At 62.0% G+C, this 23,361-nt stretch carries 21 protein-coding genes; 12 read left to right on the forward strand and 9 right to left on the reverse strand.

Annotated elements, in window-relative coordinates; translation table 11 throughout:
* Nucleotides 1-14: 14 nt before the first annotated feature.
* Nucleotides 15-1,739: a cell division protein FtsZ gene (ftsZ, locus tag BFN67_RS00460; RefSeq protein ID WP_080917624.1), complete on the forward strand. Its 1,725-nt coding sequence runs from the start codon at nucleotides 15-17 to the stop codon at nucleotides 1,737-1,739.
* Between the two features lie 283 nt (nucleotides 1,740-2,022).
* Nucleotides 2,023-2,961: a UDP-3-O-acyl-N-acetylglucosamine deacetylase gene (lpxC, locus tag BFN67_RS00465; protein WP_245295116.1), complete on the forward strand. Its 939-nt coding sequence runs from the start codon at nucleotides 2,023-2,025 to the stop codon at nucleotides 2,959-2,961.
* Here the strand turns inward: lpxC and BFN67_RS23795 are convergent.
* A complete protein-coding gene (locus tag BFN67_RS23795) occupies nucleotides 2,940-3,164 on the reverse strand; it encodes a hypothetical protein (RefSeq protein WP_139788964.1) in 225 nt (74 codons plus the stop codon). The two genes, lpxC and BFN67_RS23795, sit on opposite strands and share 22 nt — an antisense overlap.
* A gap of 49 nt (nucleotides 3,165-3,213) precedes the next feature.
* Between BFN67_RS23795 and BFN67_RS00470 the strand changes: the two genes are divergently transcribed.
* The 5 genes from BFN67_RS00470 (at nucleotide 3,214) to BFN67_RS00490 (ending at nucleotide 9,691) form a co-directional block, all read left to right on the forward strand.
* Nucleotides 3,214-4,035 carry an outer membrane protein assembly factor BamD gene (locus tag BFN67_RS00470; RefSeq protein WP_425349726.1) on the forward strand — a complete coding sequence of 274 codons (822 nt, stop codon included), beginning with the start codon at nucleotides 3,214-3,216 and terminating at the stop codon, nucleotides 4,033-4,035.
* Between the two features lie 45 nt (nucleotides 4,036-4,080).
* Nucleotides 4,081-5,757, forward strand: coding sequence for a DNA repair protein RecN (recN, locus tag BFN67_RS00475; protein WP_080917627.1), 1,677 nt, complete (start codon nucleotides 4,081-4,083; stop codon nucleotides 5,755-5,757).
* Nucleotides 5,758-6,395: 638 nt separating this feature from the next.
* Nucleotides 6,396-8,543: an NAD-dependent DNA ligase LigA gene (gene ligA / locus BFN67_RS00480; protein WP_080917911.1), complete on the forward strand. Its 2,148-nt coding sequence runs from the start codon at nucleotides 6,396-6,398 to the stop codon at nucleotides 8,541-8,543.
* 99 nt (nucleotides 8,544-8,642) lie between these two features.
* A complete protein-coding gene (locus BFN67_RS00485) occupies nucleotides 8,643-9,398 on the forward strand; it encodes an AzlC family ABC transporter permease (protein ID WP_080917628.1) in 756 nt (251 codons plus the stop codon).
* Nucleotides 9,395-9,691, forward strand: a complete 297-nt coding sequence (locus BFN67_RS00490) for an AzlD family protein (RefSeq protein ID WP_080917629.1) — start codon at nucleotides 9,395-9,397, stop codon at nucleotides 9,689-9,691. Before BFN67_RS00485 ends, BFN67_RS00490 begins: the two co-directional genes overlap by 4 nt.
* A 7-nt stretch (nucleotides 9,692-9,698) precedes the next feature.
* Here BFN67_RS00490 and BFN67_RS00495 read toward each other — a convergent pair whose 3' ends face one another.
* The 3 genes from BFN67_RS00495 to BFN67_RS00505 form a co-directional block, all read right to left on the reverse strand.
* Nucleotides 9,699-11,543 (reverse strand): aminopeptidase P family protein, encoded by a 1,845-nt coding sequence (locus BFN67_RS00495; protein ID WP_080917630.1) that lies wholly within the window; start codon nucleotides 11,541-11,543, stop codon nucleotides 9,699-9,701.
* Between the two features lie 87 nt (nucleotides 11,544-11,630).
* Nucleotides 11,631-12,506, reverse strand: a complete 876-nt coding sequence (locus tag BFN67_RS00500; protein ID WP_080917631.1) for a 50S ribosomal protein L11 methyltransferase — start codon at nucleotides 12,504-12,506, stop codon at nucleotides 11,631-11,633.
* Between the two features lie 15 nt (nucleotides 12,507-12,521).
* Nucleotides 12,522-13,103 carry an SCO family protein gene (locus BFN67_RS00505; protein ID WP_080917632.1) on the reverse strand — a complete coding sequence of 194 codons (582 nt, stop codon included), beginning with the start codon at nucleotides 13,101-13,103 and terminating at the stop codon, nucleotides 12,522-12,524.
* Nucleotides 13,104-13,294: 191 nt separating this feature from the next.
* Between BFN67_RS00505 and BFN67_RS00510 the strand changes: the two genes are divergently transcribed.
* Together BFN67_RS00510 and BFN67_RS00515 are read left to right on the forward strand one after the other, a co-directional pair.
* Nucleotides 13,295-13,759, forward strand: a complete 465-nt coding sequence (locus BFN67_RS00510) for a CreA family protein (protein WP_139788990.1) — start codon at nucleotides 13,295-13,297, stop codon at nucleotides 13,757-13,759.
* 56 nt (nucleotides 13,760-13,815) lie between these two features.
* Nucleotides 13,816-14,457, forward strand: coding sequence for an LbetaH domain-containing protein (locus tag BFN67_RS00515; RefSeq protein WP_080917634.1), 642 nt, complete (start codon nucleotides 13,816-13,818; stop codon nucleotides 14,455-14,457).
* Between the two features lie 11 nt (nucleotides 14,458-14,468).
* Here the strand turns inward: BFN67_RS00515 and BFN67_RS00520 are convergent, their stop codons facing one another.
* The 3 genes from BFN67_RS00520 to BFN67_RS00530 form a co-directional block, all read right to left on the reverse strand.
* Nucleotides 14,469-15,752 (reverse strand): DUF2778 domain-containing protein, encoded by a 1,284-nt coding sequence (locus BFN67_RS00520; protein WP_245295117.1) that lies wholly within the window; start codon nucleotides 15,750-15,752, stop codon nucleotides 14,469-14,471.
* Nucleotides 15,753-16,217: 465 nt separating this feature from the next.
* Complete coding sequence (locus BFN67_RS00525) at nucleotides 16,218-18,896, reverse strand: ATP-dependent helicase (RefSeq protein WP_080917636.1); 2,679 nt, start codon at nucleotides 18,894-18,896, stop codon at nucleotides 16,218-16,220.
* A 94-nt stretch (nucleotides 18,897-18,990) separates the two neighbouring features.
* The gene (locus BFN67_RS00530; protein WP_080917637.1) at nucleotides 18,991-19,428 is read right to left on the reverse strand and encodes a hypothetical protein; all 438 of its coding nucleotides are present in this window, start codon (nucleotides 19,426-19,428) and stop codon (nucleotides 18,991-18,993) included.
* A 148-nt stretch (nucleotides 19,429-19,576) separates the two neighbouring features.
* Here BFN67_RS00530 and BFN67_RS00535 point away from each other — a divergent pair, with 148 nt between their 5' ends.
* Both BFN67_RS00535 and BFN67_RS00540 read left to right on the forward strand, forming a co-directional pair.
* Nucleotides 19,577-20,452, forward strand: a complete 876-nt coding sequence (locus tag BFN67_RS00535) for a dienelactone hydrolase family protein (protein WP_245295118.1) — start codon at nucleotides 19,577-19,579, stop codon at nucleotides 20,450-20,452.
* A 199-nt stretch (nucleotides 20,453-20,651) separates the two neighbouring features.
* Complete coding sequence (locus tag BFN67_RS00540; RefSeq protein ID WP_080917638.1) at nucleotides 20,652-20,900, forward strand: hypothetical protein; 249 nt, start codon at nucleotides 20,652-20,654, stop codon at nucleotides 20,898-20,900.
* 11 nt (nucleotides 20,901-20,911) lie between these two features.
* Here the strand turns inward: BFN67_RS00540 and BFN67_RS00545 are convergent, their stop codons facing one another.
* Both BFN67_RS00545 and BFN67_RS00550 read right to left on the reverse strand, forming a co-directional pair.
* Nucleotides 20,912-21,106 (reverse strand): hypothetical protein, encoded by a 195-nt coding sequence (locus BFN67_RS00545; RefSeq protein WP_080917913.1) that lies wholly within the window; start codon nucleotides 21,104-21,106, stop codon nucleotides 20,912-20,914.
* 240 nt (nucleotides 21,107-21,346) lie between these two features.
* Complete coding sequence (locus BFN67_RS00550; protein WP_080917639.1) at nucleotides 21,347-21,832, reverse strand: thioesterase family protein; 486 nt, start codon at nucleotides 21,830-21,832, stop codon at nucleotides 21,347-21,349.
* A gap of 109 nt (nucleotides 21,833-21,941) precedes the next feature.
* On the opposite strand from BFN67_RS00550, the gene BFN67_RS00555 reads away from it, so the two are divergent.
* Entirely contained in the window at nucleotides 21,942-23,357 is a 1,416-nt protein-coding gene (locus tag BFN67_RS00555; protein ID WP_080917914.1) for an FAD-binding oxidoreductase, read from the forward strand.
* Nucleotides 23,358-23,361: the final 4 nt, after the last annotated feature.

Consider the following 23,361-nt stretch of genomic DNA (forward strand, 5'->3'; position numbering starts at 1 on the left):
AAAGGACGAGGATTATGACCATCAATCTGCAAAAGCCGGACATTACCGAGCTGAAGCCACGCATCACCGTTTTCGGTGTGGGAGGCGGTGGCGGCAACGCGGTCAACAACATGATCACCGCGGGCTTGCGCGGCGTCGAGTTCGTGGTGGCGAACACCGATGCCCAGGCGCTGACCACGTCGAAGGCGGAGCGCCTGATCCAGCTCGGCGCGCATGTCACCGAGGGGCTGGGCGCCGGTTCGCAGCCGGAAGTCGGCCGCGCGGCTGCCGAGGAATGCCTGGATGAGATCGTCGACCACCTGACCCACACCCATATGTGCTTCGTCACCGCCGGCATGGGCGGCGGCACCGGCACGGGGGCCGCACCGGTGGTCGCCCGCGCTGCGCGCGAAAAGGGCATTCTGACCGTCGGCGTCGTTACCAAGCCGTTCCATTTCGAAGGCCAGCGCCGCATGAAGACGGCGGATCTGGGCATCGAGGAATTGCAGAAATGCGTCGACACCCTGATCGTCATTCCCAACCAGAACCTGTTCCGGCTGGCCAATGACAAGACGACCTTCGCCGACGCCTTCGCGATGGCCGATCAGGTGCTCTATTCGGGTGTTGCCTGCATCACCGACCTGATGGTCAAGGAAGGCCTCATCAATCTCGATTTCGCCGACGTCCGTTCGGTCATGCGCGAGATGGGCAAGGCGATGATGGGAACCGGCGAGGCATCGGGCGAGGGCCGCGCGATGGCCGCCGCAGAGGCCGCGATCGCCAACCCGCTGCTCGACGAGACCTCGATGAAGGGCGCCAAGGGCTTGCTGATCTCGATCACCGGCGGGCGCGACCTGACGCTGTTCGAGGTGGACGAGGCGGCGACCCGCATCCGCGAGGAGGTCGATCAGGACGCCAACATCATTCTGGGTGCTACCTTCGACGAGGAACTGGAAGGCGTGATCCGCGTGTCGGTCGTGGCCACCGGCATCGACAAGTCGGCCGCCGACATGGTTGCCGCGCCGATCGCCATTCGCCCGGCGCAGGCCAAGGCAGCGGTTGCGCCGCGTCCGGCTGCGGCCGAGGGCCGCCAACCCGCCGCCGCAGTGGTGCAACCGGCAACCGAGCCGGTCCGGGCCGACCCCGTCGCCGAAGCGATCCAGCAGGCCGAGGCCAACGCCGCGGCCATGAGCCGGCAGCCGTCGCAAACGCGGCCGGCAGCTGCTGCTTCGACTGACGATTTCCGCCCGCACAGCAGGCTGTTCCAGTCGCCGCCGCCACCGCAGCCGGACCTTCGCCATGTGCCGCTGCAACAGCAGGCGCCCCAGCCGGCCCAGCCCGCGCCGGTGCAGGCTGCACCGCAGATCCGCGACGTGCAGCAGGCGCAACCGGTCCAGCAGGCGCCGCAGCGCATGCCGCGTGTCGAAGATTTCCCGCCGGTCGTTCGCGCCGAGGTCGAAGCCAAGACGCATCCGATCGACCATGAGGATCGCGGCCCGATGGGACTCCTGAAGCGCCTGACCAACGGCCTGACGCGCCGCGAGGAAGAGCCGGCGCGCCTGCAGCCCGCCCAGCCGCGCGAGCCGAAACTGCGCCAGGCCGCGCCGGAGACGCGGCGTCTCGCCAGCCAGGACGCGCAGCTTTACGCGCCGCGCCGTGGCCAGCTTGACGATCACGGCCGCCTGGCGGTACCGACTCAGCGCGCGCATGAGGAGGATCAGCTCGAGATTCCGGCCTTCCTGCGCCGCCAGGCCAACTGATCCGTTAACGGAATGTAACATGTGTTAACAGGCAGACGGGGCCACCGCCTGCCTGTTTTTATGTGTAAGCCTTTTGAAACAAGGGGTTGCGAGCGCCTGTCAACACTCTTTCGGCATTACACAGGGAAAGAAAGCGTGATTTGGACTTCAGTGGACCCGACATTATCTTCGCCAGCGAAACAAGGTCGGTATGGGTTTGTGGGGATTGGCCCCTGCCGATAGAAAAGAGCCGCATGATGAATCTGTCAGGACGGCACGCAAGCTTGGGCGTACGGGGCTCATTTTGAATATCTATCAGACGACGATCAAATCGCGCGTGACGCTTTCGGGCACGGGTGTGCATAGTGGCAAGCCGGTGTCGGTCAATTTTATGCCGGCGGATGCCGACACGGGCATTGTCTTTCAGCTTCTCGACGGGCCGCAGCAGGGCAAGGAAATCCGCGCGCTGGTGTCGGAGGTCGGCTCCACTGATCTCTGCACCATGCTGGGCGATCCGAACGGTGGGCATGTCGCCACCGTCGAGCATTTGATGGCGGCCGTGCTCGGCCTCGGCCTCGATAATCTTTTCATCGAGATCAGCGGCGGCGAAGTGCCGATCCTCGACGGCAGTGCCGCCGCGTTCGTTGAAGCGGTGGACCATGTCGGCATCGAGATTCTGCCGGTCAAGCGCCGTTTCATCCGTATCCTGAAGCCGGTGCGCATCGAAAACGGCGCCTCCTGGGCCGAGTTCCAGCCTTATGCGGGAACCCGCTTCGACGTCGAGATCGATTTTGAGAGTCCGGCGATCGGCCGCCAGCATTTCGCCTGCGATCTTACGGCTGAGACCTTCCGCACCGAGATTTCGCGCTCGCGCACCTTCGGCTTCATGAAGGATGTCGAGCGGCTGTGGGCGGCGGGCTACGCGCTCGGCTCCTCGCTCGAAAATTCGCTGGTGATCGGCGACGACAACCGCGTCATCAATATGGGCGGGCTGCGCTATCCGAATGAATTCGTACGCCACAAGATGCTGGACGCGATGGGCGATCTGGCCCTGGCCGGCGCGCGCTTCATCGGCTGCTTCCGCTCCTATCGCGGCGGTCACAGGATGAATGCTGCGGCGCTGCGCCGGTTGTTATCCGACCGCTCGGCGTTCGAGATTGTCGAGACGTCGCGGCCGGAGCGCGGGCGGGGCCTCGAGATGAGCGCCGTCAGCGCACCTGTTCACGCGCCCTGGGTGATTTGACCGCTGCCCTCGTCGGCAACTCGCCGCAAATATGTGTTGCCCGATTGCACCATGCTCCAGTTCGATTGCAGGCTGTATGGCCAGCTTTTCGGCTTGCCACAAAAATGTGCGATTGCCTGTCGATAGCGTTGCTGGGTAGGGCGGTTTTGGGCTATGGCTGCACGCCGACGATGAAAATCCGCCGAAGGGGCGATATTCTGCATGACTTCCAAACGGGCTGATCGAGTGAAGGGGCCGGCCAGAGCCGCTCTCATGGCTTGCGCGCTGGTCGGTGCGCCGCTGCTTTTGTCGGCCTGCATGTCTTCGGAAAAAGACATCGACCTGTCCACCTATGTCGACCAGACGGAACCGGGAGACGTGCTATACAACCAGGGCCTGGCCAATCTCAATGCCGGCCGGCTGAGCGAGGCGGCGAAAAAGTTCGCCGCCGTCGATCAGCAGCATCCCTATTCCGAATGGGCGCGCAAATCGATGGTGATGGGCGCCTTCACCAATTACCGGCAGGGCAATTACGAGGATGCGATTTCCGGCGCCAAGCGCTACCTCAATCTCTATCCCTCGACCGATGACGCCGCTTATGCCCAGTATATCATCGGCCTGAGCTATTATCGCCAGATCAAGGACGTCACCCAGGAGCAGAAGGAAGCGCGCCTGTGCATCCAGGCGATGCAGAACGTCGTGACGCGGTGGCCGGATTCCGAATATGTCGATGACGCCAAGGCCAAGATCCGCTTCGCCACGGACCAACTGGCCGGCAAGGAAATGCAGATCGGCCGCTATTATCTGGAACGCCGCGAATATATCGCCGCCATCAAGCGCTTCCGCAATGTAGTTGAGAACTATTCCAATACCCGCCACATCGAGGAGGCGCTGGCGCGCCTGACCGAAGCCTACTATGCCATGGGCCTGACGAGCGAGGCGCAGACGGCGGCAGCCGTGCTCGGCCGCAATTATCCTGACAGCCAGTGGTACAAGGATTCCTACAAGCTGCTGCAAAACAACGGCTTGCAGCCGCGTGAGAACAGCGCGTCCTGGATATCCAAGGCTGGCAAGCTCATCACCGGCGCGTCCTGATAAGGCACATGGAGCGCTTGTGCGGCTCCATGCTATAGCGTTGCGATGCTCTCCAGGTTGTCGATTCGCGATATCGTCCTGATTGAACGGCTGGACATCGACTTTTCCACCGGTCTGTCCGTATTGACCGGGGAGACCGGTGCCGGCAAATCCATTCTTCTGGATGCGCTTTCGCTGGCGCTCGGCGCGCGCGGCGATGCCTCGCTGGTACGCCATGGTGCTGCCCAGGGGCAGGTGACGGCGGTGTTCGACGTGCCGCGCAACCATCCGGCGCGCGCGCTTCTGGCCGAAAACGCGATCGACGAAAACGACGACATCATCCTGCGCCGTGTCCAGAATGCCGACGGCCGCACGCGCGTCTTCGTCAACGACCAGCCGTCCAGCGTGACGCTGATGCGCGATATCGGTCGTCTTCTGGTGGAAATCCATGGCCAGCACGACGAACGCGCACTGGTCGATCCCGGTGCGCATCGCGACCTGCTGGATGCCTTTGGCGCTCACCAGAGCGCGGCCAGCGCCGTTGGCGAGGCCTGGCGTCACTGGCGCGGCTGCGAGAATGAGCTTTCGCGCCACCGCGCCAGAGTGGAGGCGGCGGCGCGCGAGGCGGATTATCTGCGCGCTTCTGTCGCCGAACTCGTGCGCATAGATCCGCAACCCGGTGAGGAGAGCGATCTTGCCGAAACGCGCACGGCGATGATGCGGGCGGAAAAGATCGCCACCGAAATCAGGGATGCGCAGGACGTGCTTTCGGGGCCGAGTTCGCCGCTGCCGCAGCTTGCCGGCCTGCTGCGGCGGCTTCAGCGCAAGGTCAACGAAGCGCCCGGCCTGCTGGATGAGGTCATCACGTCTCTGGACGAGGCGATGCTGTCGCTGGATGCCGCACAGGAGAGTGTGGAGGCTGCGCTGCGCGATACGGAGTACGATCCGCAGCGGCTGGAAAAGGCGGAAGAGCGGCTGTTTGCGCTGCGAGCCGTCGCGCGCAAGCACAATGTCGCGGTGGACGATCTGGCGCAATTGCGCGACACCATGGCCGCCGATCTTGCCGATCTCGATGCCGGCGAGGAGCGGCTGGCCGGCTTGGAAAAGCAGGCCCGCGCCGCCCGTGAAGCCTATGATGTGTGCGCGGCACATTTATCGGAATTGCGCGAGGCTGCCGCCGCCGGCATCGTGCGCGCCGTCATGGCCGAACTTCCGGCCTTGAAGCTCGAACGCGCTGAATTTCTGGTCGAGATGGCGAGCGAGCCGGACAACCGCATGGAAGAGGGTATCGATCGCATCGAATTCTGGGTGCGCACCAATCCCGGCACGCGGGCAGGGCCGATGATGAAGGTGGCCTCCGGAGGGGAATTGTCGCGGTTCCTTCTGGCGCTCAAGGTGGCGCTGGCCGACCGCGGCTCGGCGCCGACGCTTGTCTTCGACGAAATCGACACCGGTGTCGGCGGTGCGGTGGCCGATGCCATCGGGCAGAGACTGGCGCGGCTGGCCAGGCGCGTGCAGGTGCTTTCCGTCACCCATGCGCCGCAGGTCGCGGCGCGGGCAAACACGCATTTCCTGATCTCGAAATCGGGTGGTGCCGACAAAGTGGCGACCAGCGTTGCCGAGATGGACAAGGCAGCGCGGCAGGAAGAGATCGCCCGCATGCTGGCAGGCGCGACGATCACCGACGAGGCGCGAGCCGCTGCCGAACGGCTGCTGAAGGAGAATTTGGCGTCGGCGGGGTAGGGCGCGTGCTTCGACCCTTCGAGGCTCGCCCTTCGGACTATCACCTCAGGGTGAGGGAAGGTTGGAGTTTGAAAGCACCCCCCTCTGGCCGGCAGGCCAGAGGGGGGTGTTGTCCCGCGAACAGTCGCGATTGGCGTGGATGAAAAATCACGACGCCAATCATCGAAAAAGATAATTCCGTCACCGATCAAGCGTTTATCCAGTCCGCGACGATTTCTTCTTGCCCGCTTTATCCACACCCTCCACCGCTCCCCCATAATCCCCACAGCAGCTTGCCAGCGGGAACGGGTGTGCACACTCGAGCATCCAGGCAAGTGTGGCGCCGGGTGCGTTATCCGTAACAGTGAACGGAACCGCCCGGCCCGAACCGGACCTGAGATGCTCGCGCTCGCAAATGGGCGATGGGCCGGGAAAGGCAAGGGTAGAAACGCCGGCGGCGCATGGCAGAGCGTCACTACTTAATCAATCAGGCGCAATGCCATGCGCCGTCTCCCGACCTTTCAGCCAGAAAGGTCAGTTCTTTGAAATGGCCAGGGCCGAAAGGCAGCGTGGCAGCAATGAAGTGTGGCCTCTTGAACCTTGCGCTGCCATGCGCTCATAGTCGCCGCCGCGAGATCACCACGGAAACCGCCATGTCATTGTCCGAAAAGCCCGTTGACACGCTCACGCTTGAAGAGGCGGCAAAGGAGTTGGAGCGGCTTGCCGCGGAAATCGCCGAGAACGACCGGCGCTATCACGGCGAGGATGCGCCGACCATTTCGGACGCCGACTATGATGCGCTGAGAATCCGCAATGCTGAGATCGAGGCGCGCTTTCCCGAACTGGTGCGCGCCGATTCGCCGTCGCAAAAGGTGGGCGCCGCGCCATCCGGCGCTTTCGGCAAGGTCGTGCATGCCGTGCCGATGCTGTCGCTCGACAATGTCTTTTCCGACGACGACGTGCGCGATTTTCTGGCCAGCGTGCGGCGTTTTCTTGCCTTTCCGGCTGAGCGCGAAATCGTCTTCACCGCCGAGCCGAAGATCGACGGGCTGTCGATGTCACTGCGTTATGAAAACCGGAGACTGGTGACGGCGGCAACGCGCGGTGACGGCACGACAGGCGAGAATGTCACCGCCAATATACGCACCATCGAAGATATTCCCGAGACGCTGCCCGACGACGCGCCGGACGTGGTGGAGGTGCGCGGCGAAGTCTATATGCGCCGCGACGATTTCTTCGCATTGCAGACAAGACTTGCCGAAACCGGCCAGTCGATTGCCAATCCGCGCAACGCGGCTGCCGGGAGTCTCCGCCAGAAGGACCCGGAAGTCACCCGCACGCGCCCGCTGCGCTTCTTCGCCTATGCCTGGGGCGAGACAAGCGCGCCGCTGGGCGCAACACAATACGACGTGGTGAAGCGCTTCGGCGATTGGGGTTTCCCGATCAACGCCCTTATGCAGAGGTGCCATTCGGTCGAGGAAATCCTTGCGCATTATCATGTCATCGAGGCCGAGCGCGCCGAAATCCCCTATGACATTGACGGTGTCGTCTACAAGGTTGACCGCCTCGATTTGCAGGAGCGGCTTGGTTTTCGTTCGCGCAGCCCGCGCTGGGCGACGGCGCACAAATTCGCGGCCGAAAAGGCCTTCACCATACTCAACGGCATCGACATTCAGGTCGGCCGCACCGGCGCACTGACGCCGGTGGCGCGGCTGGAGCCGGTGACGGTGGGCGGCGTGGTGGTGACGAACGCCACGCTGCACAATGAGGATTACATCAAGGGCATCGGCAATACCGGCCTGCCGATCCGCGACGGCCGCGACATCAGGGTCGGCGATACGGTGATGATCCAGCGCGCCGGCGATGTCATCCCGCAAATCCTCGATATCGTGCCGGAAAAGCGGCCGGCCACTGCCGTGCCGTACATCTTCCCCGACCGCTGCCCGGCCTGCAACAGCCATGCGGTGCGCGAGGAGGGCGAGGCGGTCCGGCGTTGCACCGGCGGGCTGATCTGCCCGGCACAGGCGGTGGAGCGGCTGAGGCATTTCGTGTCGCGCAACGCCTTCGACATAGAGGGGCTTGGCGAAAAACAGATCGAGTTCTTCTTCCAGGCGCAAGATCCGGCGCTGGCGGTGCGTTCGCCTGCCGACATCTTCACGCTGAAGGCGAGGCAGGAGCAATCGCTGACCAAGCTGGAGAATATCGACGGTTTCGGCGCGGTTTCGGTGAAGAAGCTGTTCGCCGCCATCGACGACCGGCGCGAGATCGCGTTTTCCCGGCTCCTGTTCGGGCTTGGCATACGCCATGTCGGCGAGACCAATGCCAGGAGGTTGGCGCGCCATTTCGTCAGTTTCGCCGCACTTGTGGCGGCGGGTGAAGCGGCCGAAATCCCTGAAGGCAAGGGCGACAAAGGCAACGCCGCCTGGCAGGAGATCAATGGCGTCAACGGCATAGGCGGGATTGTCGCCGAGGCGGTGGTGGAATTCTTCAACGAGGCCCACAACCGCGAGGTGGTCGCGACATTGCTGGAGCAGGTGACCGTGCTCGACGAGGAACAGGTGGGCGACGTGTCGTCGCCTGTCGCGGGTAAGACCGTTGTGTTCACCGGGGCGCTGGAGAAAATGTCGCGCGACGAAGCCAAGGCCATGGCGGAGAAGCTTGGCGCGAAGACAGCCGGTTCGGTGTCGAAGAAGACCGATCTTGTGGTGGCCGGGCCGGGGGCCGGCTCCAAGCTCAAGCAGGCGACCGAACTGGGCATCGAGGTGATCGACGAGGACGCCTGGTTCGCGCTGGTGGGAAAAGGGTAGGGGCCGGATACATCATTTTCGCTGATCGTTTGGCTCAAATGAATTCGTGTGACAGTGGCCGGTGTGCCTCCTAGAACCCACCTTCTCAAGGAGAAGCAGATGTCCGCGCAGGCGATTTCGGAACGGCCCGCATCGAGCGAATTCTGGCGCGGCGCGCGGCTGGCAATTCCGGTGATGGTGGCATCCGGGCCGTTCGCCATGCTGTTCGGCGCGCTCGCGGTGGACAACGGCTTCTCGGTGTTCGAGGCCTTTTTCATGAGCGCGGCCGTGTTCGGCGGCGCCAGCCAGATGGTTGGCATCGAACTGTTCGGCCATCATGTCGCGCCGTGGCTGATCGTGCTGTCGATCTTCGCGGTGAACTTCCGTCACATGCTGTATTCGGCGGCGATCGGCCGGCAGCTTGCGCACTGGCCGCTTGCCCAGCAGGCAGCGGCCTATTTCTTGCTCACCGATCCGCAATATGCCTTTGCGGAGAGCGAGGCGCTGGGCGGCCGCAAGGTCGGTTTCGTCTGGTATATGGGGGCTGCACTTGCCGTCTATGTCTCGTGGGTGATCCTCACGACACTCGGTGCCTTCTTCGGCCAGTTCATTCCGGATACCGGCGCGCTCGGTATCGATTTCCTGCTGCCGATCTATTTTCTCGGCCTGGTGATGGATTTCCGCAAGCGGCCGCTGTGGCTGCCCATTGTCGCGGTCAGTGCCGTGGCGTCGATCCTTGCCTACAAGCTTGTCGGCTCGCCCTGGCATGTCTCGCTCGGCGCGCTGGCGGGCGTCGCGCTGGCTGTCATCCTGCCGCCGCACCATAGCGGTGTCGGTATTGAGCCGGGCGAAACCGAGATCGAGAAATTGCCATGAGCACGACCCTCTGGATCACGGTTGCTGCGGCGATCGCCACCTATCTCACCCGCGTCGGCGGGCATCTGGTGCTGTCGCGCTTCGAGCGCATTCATCCACGCGTCGAGGCCGGCCTGAATGCGGTGCCGGCGGCGGTGCTGACCACGCTGGTGGCGCCGGCCGTGCTTGGCGCCGGACCGGCGGAATGGATAGCGTTGATCGTCGCAGCGCTGGTGGCGCTGCGCGGCAACCTGCTTTCGATGTTTCTGGCCGGTGCGGCCGTGCTGATCGTCGCGCGGCAATTCATGGGGTGAAGGCGGATCAGCCCTTGGGCTGATACGGTAGCGGCGCGCAGGCTTTCTCAAGCCATGCCAGCACCTCGCCGTCCAGCATCGGGCCGATCTCGGCCAGAACGCGGGTGTGGTAGGCATCAAGCCAGTTCAATTCGTCACGGGTCAGCAGTTCGGTTTCCACCATGCGGGTGTCGAACGGAGCCAGCGTCAGTGTCTCGAAGCGGTGCATGGCGATGTCGCCGCCTTCGAGATCTTCGGCAGGCGTGACGAGGATCAGGTTTTCCAGCCTGATGCCGTAATGGCCGTTCTTGTAGTAGCCCGGCTCGTTGGAAATTATCATACCTTCCAACAGCTTCTGCGTGCCGGTGCGGGCAATGCGCTGCGGTCCTTCATGCACGGCGAGATAAGAGCCGACACCGTGGCCGGTGCCATGGGCGAAGTCGTGGCCGTGCTTCCACAGCGCCATGCGGGCAACAGAATCGATCTCGGAACCGCGCGTCCCTGCCGGGAAACGCAAGGTGGAAATGCCGATCAGGCCTTTCAGAACCAGTGTGTAGCGCTCACGCATCTCTGCCGTCGGATTTCCGACTGGCACGGTGCGGGTGATGTCGGTGGTTCCGTCCTGATATTGCGCACCGGAATCAAGCAGGAACAGTTCGCCTGCATTCAGCTTGCGGCTGGTGGCGCGCGACACGCGGTAGTGCATGATGGCGCCATTGGGGCCGGCCCCCGAAATCGTATCGAAGGAGACGTCGCGCAGCGGCATCTGCGTTTCCTCGCCGGTTTGGCGGCGGCATTCTTCCAGCTTTGTCACCACGGCGATCTCGTCGAGCGAGCCAGGGATCTGGCGATCCAGCCAGCAAAGCAGTTTGACCACGGCGGCTCCATCGCGGCGATGCGCTGCACGACTGCCGGCGATCTCGGCCTTGTTCTTGGCCGCGCGGGGAATGCGTGCTGGATCGGCTGCTTCAACGACAGCACCGTTATTTTCCTCAACGATCATGCGCAGCCTGTCGGCGACAAGTGCCGGATCGAGCGCGATCCTGGCGCTGCTTTTGGCGAGATCGGCAACGGTGCGTTCGAATTCGTCGGGCTGATGCAGGTCGGCCAGTTGCGTGAGATAGGCCTCGACTTCGAGCGAGAATTTGGCCTTGTCCATGAAAAGCCGATGCTTGCCGTCGGCGGCGAGAATGGCGAAGCCGAGCGCCAGCGGCGTGTGCGGCACGTCATCACCACGGATATTGAACGCCCAGGCAATCGACGAAGGGTCTGTCAACACCGCATGGCTGGCGCCGTCCCTGGCGATATCTGCCGCCAGCCGCTCGAGCTTGTCTCTGGCCAACTCACCGGCGAAGGCAATCGGATGAAGCTCGACCTGTGCCGCCGGTGCTGCCGGCTGGTCCTGCCAGATGATGTCGATGGGATTGCGTCCGACCGGCACAAGCACCATGCCGGCCTTGTCGGCGGCTAACCGAAGTGCCTTGATCTCGCCGATGGTGTGCAGCCATGGGTCGAAGCCGAGCCTGGTGCCTTTTGCCAGATTTTCTCCAAGCCAGGAGGAGGGCGGATTGTCCACGAGACTTTCGATGCCAAAGATGTCGAGATCGACCTCATCGCGTACCTGAAGCTGATAGCGGCCGTCGACGAAGATCACGGCGTGGTCGGCGAGCACGATGGCAACGCCGGCGGAGCCGGAAAAGCCGGTCAGCCATTTCAGCCGGGCGGCGCGTGCTGGCACATATTCGCCCTGATGCTCGTCGGCACGCGGTACCATGAAGCCGTCCAACTCGTTTTCGGAGAGCCATTCACGCAGCTTTGCAACCCGAGGCTTGCCGACAGCGGGATCGCTGACGGAATCGAATGTCTGGAACATGGATCGCCTTTCGGAGCGTTATTGCGCCCGACCGTAATCGCAAGATGGGTGGCTGACAATCATCGCCGCCCGATCCGGCGAGCATTGTCAACGCTTGAGATGGATCGTCACCCAGCCTTCGCGATGCAATGTATCGACGTGACTGAAACCCGCTTGTGCGTAGGCTGCAAGCACGGCGTCCTCCTGCCTGTCGAGAATGCCGGAAAGCACAAGTGATCCATGAAGCGTAAGATTGGCGGCCATGTCGGGCGCCATGTCCATCAGGGGACCGGCCAGGATGTTGGCAACGATCAGGTCGAACGGGCCGCGTGCGGCAAAGATCGGGTCATCGAAGCCAGTGGCGGTCACAGTCTCGACCAGTGAGGAGGCGCCGTTCAATTCGGTGTTACCGGCCGCGACCTTCGTCGCCACCGGGTCGATGTCCGTCGCCAGCACAGGAATTTCGGCGAGCTTGGCGAGCGCAATGGCCAGAACGGCGCTGCCGGTGCCAAGATCGAGAGCATTTTTCGGTTGCTCGGCCGCGGTCACGCGTTCCAGCGTTTCGAGGCAGCCGGCGGTCGTGCCATGATGGCCGGTGCCGAAAGCCTGTCCCGCTTCGATTTCGATGGCGATGTCGTTTGGCTGGCGCTGGTCCCGATCATGGGAGCCGTGAACAAAAAATCGACCGGCGCGTACGGGTTTCAGCCCTTCCAGCGACTTGGCCACCCAGTCGATCTCGGGGACGTCTTCCCGCTCGATTGTCGGGGACAAGGCAAGGTCGGACAAGGCGGCATTTATGCGCGCAGTCACATCGTCCGCATTTTCGGCCTCGGTATAGACGGACACTTCGTGAATGTCGTTGGCTTCGTCCAGTTCAAGCATGGCGATCGGCAGGCCATCCTCCTCGAAGGCGGTTTCGAGGAGAGCGAAGATGCGGTCCGCCTCGGCTTTGGAAGCAGTCAGGTAAAGGCGGCTCTGAGGCATGGCGATCCCGTGCTGTCAGCTATTTTTGGCGGCCAGCCGTTTCAATTTGGCGATGGCGTTTTTGGGGTCTTCGCCATAGGCGATCGTACCGGCGAAATCCCCCTTGGAATTCAGCAGAAGCACCGACGCCGTGTGATCCATGGTGTAGTCGTTGCCGTCAGTGGGTACCTTCTTCCAGTAGATGCCGAAGGATTTGGCCATGGCGTAGACCTTGTCAGGCTCTCCGGTGATGCCGACAATCCGGTCCGAGAAATTGCTGACATAAGCTTTCATGACCGTCGGCGTGTCGCGTTCCGGATCGATGGTGACGAAAAAGACGTGGATGTTCTTGCTTTCGTCGCCGAGGGTTTTCAAATAGCCGGCCAGTTCGAACAATGTGGTGGGACACACCTCCGGGCAATGGGTGAATCCGAAGAAAATGGCGCTCGGATGGCCGCGAAAAGCCTTCTCGGTGATCGGCTGTCCGGACTGGTCCGTGAGTGCGAAGGAAGCGCCGAATGCCTCGCCGCCATAGTGGCCGCGATACCAGTTGAAGCTCAGCCAGCCGATGCCGGCAGCCATCAGGACAACAATGCCGATCAGGATCGAGCGCATCATGGCAGGGGCTCCGGGTGCTTGTCTGTTCTGCGCCCGTCTCTAACCCGTTTGGCAAGCGGGGCAAAGGTGCCCTGTTGCCGCAAGCGCCGTCTGCCGTTCCTGCAAACTTGCAAAGCCTGCCGAGGCGGCCCATGTCTTGCCGGCGAACTCTGGATAGGAGAACCACTTTGGGCAAATTGCGTCGCGGCATCATGGTTCTTTCTTTTGCTGCCTGTATCAGTCCGGCTATAGCCGACGAGGTTGGGAAGGTGGGAGTGGACTGGATCGGTAATGACATCGTCGTCGAGGCGATAAAGGATCCCAAGGTGGACGGGGTGACATGCCACGTTGCTTATTTCGATCGCAGCATGATCGACCGGCTGAAAGAAGGTAACTGGTTCGAGGATCCTTCCAACACGGCGATCTCGTGCCAGCAGACCGGACCAATCACCATTGGCGATATCGATCTTAGTGAGAAGGGCGAAGAGGTTTTCAAGCAGGGGATCAGCCTGATCTGGAAGAAACAGGTGGTCAATCGCATTTACGACAAGGGCAATGACACGCTTGTCTATCTCTCGCATACGCGGCAGGTGCAGGGCGGTTCGGCGAAAATGTCGCTATCCACGGTACCGCTCTATAAGCAAAACGTGGTGTGGACGAAGGGCAAGCCCAAGTGAATCGGCCCGAATGCCCCCGACTTGCAGGGACGTTCGGCCCAGCGTAAAGGCGGCGCATGGACCGACCTAACGATTTGATTGGCAGGGATTCCGAGCCGCGTGCCCATCCGACTGCGGAACTGAAGGGCTGCCGTCTTGGCCGCTATGCAGTCATCGGTGAGCGGGTGATCCTGCGCGAGGTGACGGTCGGCGACTTTTCCTATTTCGAGCGCAATGCCGAGGCGATCTATGCAACCATCGGCAAGTTCTGCTCCATCGCCGCCAACAGCCGCATCAATGCGCTGGAGCATCCGATGGAGCGGCTGACCACGCACAAGGTCAGCTATCGCCCGAATGAGTATTTTCGCTGGCTCGGCATTGATGCCGATTTTCGCGAGCGCCGGCGGGCAAAGTGTGTGTGTGTCGGCCATGATGTTTGGATCGGTCATGGGGCGGTGGTGATGCCCGGTGCCAGCATCGGCAACGGCGCGGTGGTAGGCGCCAATGCAGTGGTGACCAAGGACGTTCCGGCCTATTCGATCGTGACCGGCGTGCCGGCGCGACTATTGCGTCCGCGCTTTGCGCCGGCCATTGCCGAGCGCATCGAAGCGCTCTCCTGGTGGGATTGGCCGGTGGAAACACTGGCGCGGGCAATCCCCGACATGCAGACGCTTCCGATTGAAACCTTTCTCGATCGCTGGGAGAGTGCGAGCTCCTGATCGTGCTCGGCTTACGCGCCGCGCCCGTAGGAGGCGAGTCTCATCCTTGCGCGTCCGTTGCCGGGAACGACAACAAGTTGCCTGATTTCGCCCTTCTTGAACGCTTTCAGGAAGCGGTCGTAATGCTCGAACACGACGCAGCCGTTTGATTGTTCAAGCCCGCCGCGAAGCATATAGGTGTGCGCCAGCAGGCCATTTCGATTGAACTTGTTTTTTCCGTCGACAGGGAGCAGACGGATAGCCTCGACGCCATGGAACAGCGACTCGCGCATGACCAGATTGTAGGTATTGGGGGGCGTTGGGCCGCGATTCTTGACCTTTACGTAGCGCGGATCGTCCACCATCTTGCCCAGGCCCGAATGCGCTTCGAGGCGCTGGCCGTCGGGCATATAGACCGTGTGCGCGCTGATATCGTAGACCGCGACGCCGCCATTGCGGCGGGGTCTTGGCGAAAACAGATTCTTGAACGCCTGACCGAAGCTGGACGTCGGATTGTCCGGTTTTGCATAAGCAAGTGCATTGTTGGAATGTGACGCACCTTTTTCGTCGCCGGAGTCGGTTTTGGCGGGTGCTTTAGCAAGTTTCTGTGGTTGAGGGCGCGTAGATGCGGCGGAATCGGCCGCAGCGGCCGAGGGAGCCGCGGCTATCCGCGCTTCGCTTAACGTTGGGCGGATTGTTGGCAGAGGAACAACATCCGGAAAGGCGTCCAGAAGCGAACTGCCGGTCTCAAGACTGGCTTCCAGAACCTCCCTTGGTGCGACATAGACGCCATCGGGGCGCTCGACCAAGGGCGAGGTGGAGGCGGCGAAAGCCACCAGTTCGACTTCGGCGCTGCCGGAAAGCGCGAGTGCGAGCCGTGAAGATCGATCGGTCTCGGCCATCCGGGGACCGAATCGTTCTGCCGCCGGGTTTGCCTGGAGAACATCCGCATCCTCATGGAAGCGTTCTCTCGACGGCGCATCCAATGTCAATTGCGGGGAGGGCGCGTGCGGTTCGCCCCGCAGGAGGTCGGCGAGCTTTTGCGGTGTGAGAGAGGCCTGCATGGCGATGCGGTCGAAGCGTTCGCCGGGCTTGACGACGATCTGCGGCAGTTCACCGGCGTTGGCAGAGGCGGTCCGGCTGGCTTTGCCGGATTGCAGAACGACCGTAGGCCAGTGACCGCCGCCGGCAGGCTGCACGCTTTCTGCACTCTGCGGAATGTGCGTATGCGGCAAAGTGAAGTTCGCGTTCAGCGACGAAAGCTTGTCGGGCAGGAAACTGGTGGAGGAGCCGAGCGAATTCGTGGCGGAGGACACGCCGACGATGGTCGCTGCGGACCACAGGGCGAAAGCCAGACCTGCACCGGGGACGACAACGCAGCGCGCGAGGCACCCGCATGCCCTTGCGAACCGACTTCCTCCAGCAATTGATGTGTCCCGACCTGAAAACGACATGCCAACCAATCTTTTCAACCGGCAAACTGAAAACTTCGCAATCGCGCTCAAACGCTTATGCGTGTTTTCCCGGCGCCTCAGTGCGCCCGTTGCGTGTTGCCGTTTGATTCAAGAATGGACAAAGATGGTTAACCAAACCCTTTGCCTGCCCCCTCTGGTCGAAAAACCCTCCGTAGACCTTAAAATCCCCATACCCATCGGCGGCAGGAGCCACCTTTCCGACCTCGATTGCTGCCTGCTTCCGTTGCGGAAGTCAAGAAAACAACGCCAATCGGGCTGAAATCGAGGTGTAATTGCCCATTTTACAATTGGAATCGTCGGCAGGAGTCAGCCAACCGCAGTGACGAAACCATCCAGAACCTTTTTCTGGCCGGCCCGGTCGAAATCGATGGTGAGCTTGTTGCCGTCGATGGCAGCGACATTGCCGTTGCCGAACTTCTGATGGAAAACCCGATCCCCAACATGGAAGGCCGAGGGCGTATCGGCGACCGATTTGGCGACGAGTTCGCCCTCGATCGTGCGCCCTTTGACACTGGTGCGCCCCGCGCCATAGCCGGAATCGACCTCGCCATAGCCAATGCGCTCGACCTGATGGCCGGATCGCGAACCCCAGTTGCGGTCGGTCGCTTCCGTGCGGTTGGCCTTCGCGCGTGCCCAGCCCGGTGTTGCATAGGTGTTGGAAAACGAACCGCCCGAAGCCGATCCGACCGAGTCGAAACGCGACGCGCCGTAAGGATTCTGGCGTCCGGCAGAGAAGCCGCCGCCATAGGAATTACCGTAGCCGCCGTAGGAATTGCCGCCTTCGGCCACTTCGACATGCGCTTCGGGCAGTTCATCGAGAAAGCGGGATGGAATGGTCGATTGCCACAGGCCGTGGATGCGCCGATTGGAGACAAACCAGAGATGCAGGTTCTTCTTGGCTCGCGTCAGCCCGACATAGGCGAGGCGGCGTTCTTCTTCCAATGCCGAGCGGCCCCCTTCATCGAGTGCGCGCTGGTGAGGAAAGAGCCCTTCTTCCCAACCGGGCAGGAAGACGGTCTCGAATTCCAGGCCCTTGGCGGAATGAAGGGTCATGATCGAAATCGCGTCCTGCTCCTCGTTCTGCTCGGCATCCATGACGAGCGCGACATGCTCCAGGAAGGAGCGCAGCGACTCATACTCCTCCATGGAACGGATCAGTTCCTTCAGATTTTCCAGCCGTCCCGGCGCCTCGGCGGAACGATCGTTCTTCCACATTGCCGTGTAGCCGCTTTCCTCCAGGATGGTTTCTGCCAGTTCAGTGTGCGGCGTGGTTTCCAGTGCGCTCTGCCAACGGGCGAAATTGGCGGCCACCTCACGCAAAGCCGCGCGCGGCTTGGGCTTGAGTTCATCGCTTTCGGCGAGGTTGCCGGCTGCTTCCAGCATGGGAATGCGCAAGGCGCGGGCCGTATCGTGCACCTGCCGGACGGCGGCTTCGCCGAGGCCGCGTTTCGGCACGTTGACGATGCGCTCGAAGGCCAGGTCGTCACCGGGATTGGCGACGACGCGCAGATAGGCCAGCGCATCGCGGATTTCCTGGCGTTCATAGAAGCGCGGCCCGCCGATGACGCGATAATTCAGGCCGATCTCGATGAAGCGATCCTCGAAGGAACGCATCTGGAAGGACGCGCGAACCAGGATCGCCATGTCGTTGAGATTGTGCTTCTGCCGCTGGTAGACTTCGACGGTCTCGCCGACAGCGCGCGCTTCCTCGTCGGAATCCCATGCCGCGTGGACGTTGACCTTGGGGTCCTCCGGATCGGGGCGATCGGTGAATAATGTTTTGCCCAGCCGCCCTTCATTATGGGCGATGAGATGAGCGGCGGCGCCCAGAATATGAGCGGTTGAACGGTAGTTCCGCTCCAGCCTGACAACGGTCGCGCCGGGAAAATCCTTTTCGAAGCGCAGGATATTGTCCACCTCGGCGCCCCGCCAGCCATAGATCGACTGGTCGTCGTCGCCGACGCAACAGATATTGACTTTGTTTTCGCTCACGGGCCGCGTCGCCGCCTTTGGCGGCTGGCCCTGCGCGGTCGCGCCCGAAAAGTCGGGCGGCGCGCGGTCGCGCGCTGGGCTGTTGGTCGGATCGCTCCTCTCATCCTGAGGTGTGGAGCGTAGCGGAGCCTCGAAGGACGGCCTTTGTGCCAGCAGCCTCAACCACATATATTGCGCGGTGTTGGTGTCCTGATACTCGTCCACCAATATGTATTTGAACTTGCGATGATATTCGGCCAGCACATCGTGATGCTTGCGAAAGATGCGGATCGGATGCAGCAGGAGATCGCCGAAGTCGCAGGCGTTCAGCGTCGTCAACCTCGCCTGATAAGATCGGTAAAGTTCACGTCCCTTGCCATTGGCGAAGGCGCGCGCATCGCCTTCGGCGATCTCGTCGGGGCCGAGCCCCTTGTTCTTCCAGCCGTCTATCATCTGGGCGAAGGTACGTGGCGCCCAACGCTTGTCGTCGAGCCCCTCCGCCTGGATCAATTGCTTGATGAGACGGGTGACGTCGTCCGTATCGAGAATGGTGAAATCGGAACGCAGGCCGACGAGTTCGGCATGGCGGCGAAGCAGTTTCACGCCGATCGAATGGAAGGTGCCGAGCCAGGGCATGCCTTCGATGGCCTCGCCGACCAGGAGGCCGATGCGGTTCTTCATCTCGCGCGCGGCCTTGTTGGTGAAGGTGACGGCGAGAATCTGGCTGGGCCAAGCCCTGCCTGTGGCCAGGATATGGGCAATGCGCGTGGTCAGCACGCGGGTCTTGCCGGTGCCGGCACCCGCCAGCACCAGAACCGGGCCTTCCGTGGTTTCGACAGCCAGCCTTTGTTCCGGGTTGAGGCCTTTGAGATAATCCGGTGCGTTGCCATGGCCTTGCCGCGCGGCAAGCGCACGTGCGGCGATACCGCCCATAGCTCCGCCCCCCGCAGCCTCGCTCTGTGGCTTCGGCGCAGGTTCGTCGAAAAAGGGCATATCGTCGGGAAAGCCGGACATCGCATCCGAATGTAGTGATTCGGCAGTGAAAGGCTAGGAGCGTGTCCGTTTTGTTCTCGAAAGGTTGGGTAAAGGTGGCGCCTTCATGGCTTGATCATGCAAGGCCAAGATGGCCTTTCAGGCTGGGAACGGAATCGAGAACCTTGTTGGTGATGTCGGGACCGGCTGCCTCTTCCGCCTGCTGCACCAGGACAGTGCCGGCCTGCTGGATCTGATCGAGGCTCAGGCCCGACGACTTGAGTTGCGACAGGCCATTGATCAGCGCGCCGGCTTTTTCGCCGAGCGCACTGCCCAGCGCCGATTCCAGCGAGCCGATAAGGCCGCCGCCGGTGTTGGCGTTCGCATTGGCCATGACATCATACTGCTGCGCGAGCGTCTCGGCCCCAGGTATCCTGGCGAAAAGCTCGGCGACGCCGGTGCCTTCCGCTTCGTGCTGGAAAACGGAAAAAATGATGCCGGCGGTGCGCTCGGTCGTGGCCTGGTCGAGCCCGACTTTGGCGGAAATAGTGTCGATGATCTCCTGGGCGTTCATATCAGGTTTCCCATTTTTAGGCGGCGACGATGCTCTTACAATGGAAGTGCCGCGCGCATGTCGCCATTCACTTCGACGTGATTCGAATCCGGCCTCGACGGCCTCTATCCTGTTCGTGACATTTCCAGGGTTGCGAGGAGGACCAGCGATGAAGACACCGCCGATCACCCAGGCGATGATCGATGCCTATGACGAATATACCCATCTTACTCTCGACCGTCGCCGGTTCATGAATACCCTGACGCGGCTGGCCGGTTCCGGCGCGGCAGCGGCGGCCATCGCGCCGCTGCTGGCAGCAAACGCAGCCAAGGCGGCGGTCATCGCCGAAGACGATCCGCGTCTTACGGGCAAGGATGTCACCTGGCCGAGCGGTGGCAGCGAGCTAAAGGGTTATCTCGTGCATCCGGCCGAACCGGCAGGCAAGCTTGGCGCCGTTATGGTGGTGCATGAAAACCGAGGGCTGAACGCGCATATACGCGATGTTGCCCGACGCGTCGCGCTCGAGGGATTCGTCGCACTGGCGCCGGATTTCCTGTCGCCGTTGGGCGGCACGCCGGCGGATGAGGATGCCGCGCGGGCATTGTTCGCCAAACTCGACCCGGCCGTGACCGTGGACAACGGCATCGCCACCGTGGGCTACCTCAAGGACCATGAGCACGGCAACGGCAAGGTTGGCGCCGTCGGCTTCTGCTGGGGTGGCGGCACGGTCAACCAACTGGCGGTTCATGCGCCGGATCTTGCCGCCGCCGTCGCCTATTACGGCGCGCAGCCCAAAGCAGAGGATGTGTCCAGGATCAAGGCGGCGCTGATGCTGCATTATGCCGGTCTGGACCAGCGCATCAATGCCGGTATCGAACCGTTCAGGAAGGCGCTGGATGACGCGCATGTCGAATATTCGATCTTCGTCTATGAAGGCGTCAATCACGCCTTCAACAACGATACGTCGCAGGCCCGCTACGACAAGCCGGCGGCGGACCTGGCCTGGGGACGCACGATCGAATTCCTGAAGAAGAAACTGGCTTAAAGCGCGGCGCGACCATTCAGGTTCGCTCCATGGCGTTTCCGGCTTTGGACGAACGGGCAGGGACCGTGGCTTTTACGCAATGCAGCCGGGGATTCGATATTGCCCGGTTGCGCGCGAAGGGTGAAGTCTGATCTATATTCGCCATGCGCGCGGCGTGTTTTCCCGCTATGAGAAGCGGTCGGCGGTTAGAGGACTGGAAATGGACGACAATTTCGACAAGGCGGCCATCGCTGTCATCATCGTGTTCGGGACACTGTGCGTCGGTGGCCTGATGGCGGCCAATCTTGCCGCTCACGATCGCAACGGCTTTCTTTTCGCGCTTGGCTCCGGTTTTGCCGCGTGGATCGCGGGGCATGCCATCCTGTTCGATCTGCCGCGCGCTTATGCGGTGCTTGTCGCCATAGCAGTGGTGATGGCCGTTGCCTCCACATTCGCCTACACGTTTTGAACGCTGGCTGTTCAGTCGCCACGCTTTGAACGCGCCTGTTTGAGGATGGCGCGGCGGCGCACCATGGCGAAGGGAATCGGCTTGTTGTTGTAGGAAATCTGGAAGATCTCGTTGTTGAGATTCTTCAGCGAGCGCCAGAAGTCATAATCGGTGATTTGCGGATCGGCGGCCAGACGGTCGGCTTCGGCGTCGATGTCGATCTTCATTTCCATTCCTCGAGTCGGCCTTGGAGCGCTGTGCGTTCAATCGAACGCACAAAATGACGCTCCAACACTTTGATTGAGCATCGGAATGACCCGAAAACCGGGTTCCACTTTTCGGTCCGATACTCTAACTCCCGCCATCCCGCACAACGTAATGACATTCGACCGTGCTGCCGATTCGTTCAATGCGCGATCCGGCTTATGCACGTTCAAGATTGGTTAAGGTTAACGGGAGATGACCGCTCAGGCCGTCTTGCGGCGGATGCCTATGGAGCGGCCGGCGCGCTCGGGCATCGGCAGCGCCGCTTGCGCCTTGCTCATGGCTTCGAGTTTGGCCATCACGTCTGCCGGGAAGGGAGCGACCTTTGGGCCGGTCATGTCAACATGCAATGCAAGTTGTTCTGAAGTGGCAGCCAACCAGCCGTCGACATGGCGGATTTCCTGATAGGCGCGCAAGCGCTTCTCGTCGTGGTCCAGCAATTGGAAGGAAACCGTGACCTGATGGCCAAGATGCAGTTCCTGCACATAGCAGACATGCACCTCGGCCGTGTAGATGGTGAGTTTGCGCTCCCTGGCATAAGCCGCACCAAGCCCCAGCGCGTCAAAGGCCAGATCCGAGCCACGATCGAACAGGACGTTGTAATAGGCCATATTGAGATGACCGTTATAGTCGATCCAGTCCTTTTCGATGTCCATGGCGTGGGAGACGAGCGGGGCTTGCATGATCATAATCATTCCTGTGCGTGGTGGGTTGCGCTGGCCAGAGCCGGGTGGCAGGGACAGTAGCGATCTATAAATGCTGAACAAGGGCCGTTCTGGCCTGTTTACGGAGGAAAGCATGGCCCTGAGCGACCTGATGCCCATCGAGCGCAACGAGGCGGGGATTGCCGCGGCCCTGGGTATCCTGAAACAACGTTTCGACGAGCGCCTGCAGACGGGAGAGGCGGTCCGGGCGCAGCACGCGCATACCACGACCTATATCCCGAACCAGCCGCCGGACGGTGTCGTCTTCGTCGAATCGGCGGCGGACGTTCAGGAAATCGTGCGCATTTGCGCCGCGCATTGCGTGCCGGTCATTCCATTCGGCGTCGGTTCGTCGCTCGAAGGCCATACCAACGCGCCGGGCGGTGGCATTTCGATCGACATGACGCGGATGAACCGCGTGATCGAGGTGAATGCCGAGGATCTGGACTGCACGGTCGAGCCGGGCATCACCCGCGAGGACCTCAACCAGTATCTGCGCGACACCGGCCTGTTCTTTCCCATCGATCCCGGCGCCAATGCGTCTCTCGGCGGCATGGCGGCGACGCGCGCCTCGGGCACCAATGCCGTGCGCTACGGAACCATGCGCGAAACGGTGCTGTCCCTGACGGCAGTCATGGCGGACGGGCAGATGGTGACGACAGGCAAACGGGCGAAGAAAAGCTCGGCGGGCTACGACCTCACACGGCTTCTGGTCGGCTCGGAAGGCACGCTCGGCATCATTACGGCGCTGACGCTGCGCCTGCAGGGCATCCCGCAGGCGATTTCAGGCGGTGTATGCCCATTTCCAACCCTGGAAGCCGCCTCCCGCGCGGTCATCGCAACGATCCAGATGGGCATTCCGGTCGCACGGATCGAACTGGTCAACGCGCTGCAAATGCGGGCCATGAAGAATTATTCGAAGCTCGACTACCCCGAAAGCCCGTGCCTGTTCGTGGAATTCCACGGCACCGATGCGGGCGTTGCGGAGCAGGCCGAGACATTCGGCATGATCGCGGAGGAAAATGGAGGCGGGCCGTTTCACTGGACGGCGCTGGCCGAGGAGCGCAACAAGCTCTGGAAGGCGCGTCACGACTCCTACTGGGCGACGCTGACGCTGAGGCCCGGTGCCAAGAGCCTGTCGACCGATGTGTGCGTGCCGATCTCGCGGCTGGCGGAATGCGTGGCCGAAACCGAAGCCGACATCGAGGAAATGGGTTTGATCGCGCCGATTGTCGGCCATGCCGGCGACGGCAATTTCCACGCGATGGCGCTGATGGACCCGAACGACCCTGACGAGATCGCCTTGGTGGAAAGGTTTGTAGCGCGCCTCAACAGGCGGGCCATTGCCATGGACGGCACCTGCACAGGCGAGCATGGCATCGGCCAGGGCAAGACCGGCTTTCTGCGCCATGAACTCGGCCACGGTGTCGATGTCATGCGCACCATCAAGCAGGCGCTCGATCCGCTGAATATCCTCAATCCGGGCAAGATCCTGCCGCAAGAGTCCTAGTCGG

This window comes from Manganibacter manganicus (genome assembly GCF_002075885.1).
Lineage (GTDB): Bacteria > Pseudomonadota > Alphaproteobacteria > Rhizobiales > Rhizobiaceae > Mesorhizobium > Mesorhizobium manganicum.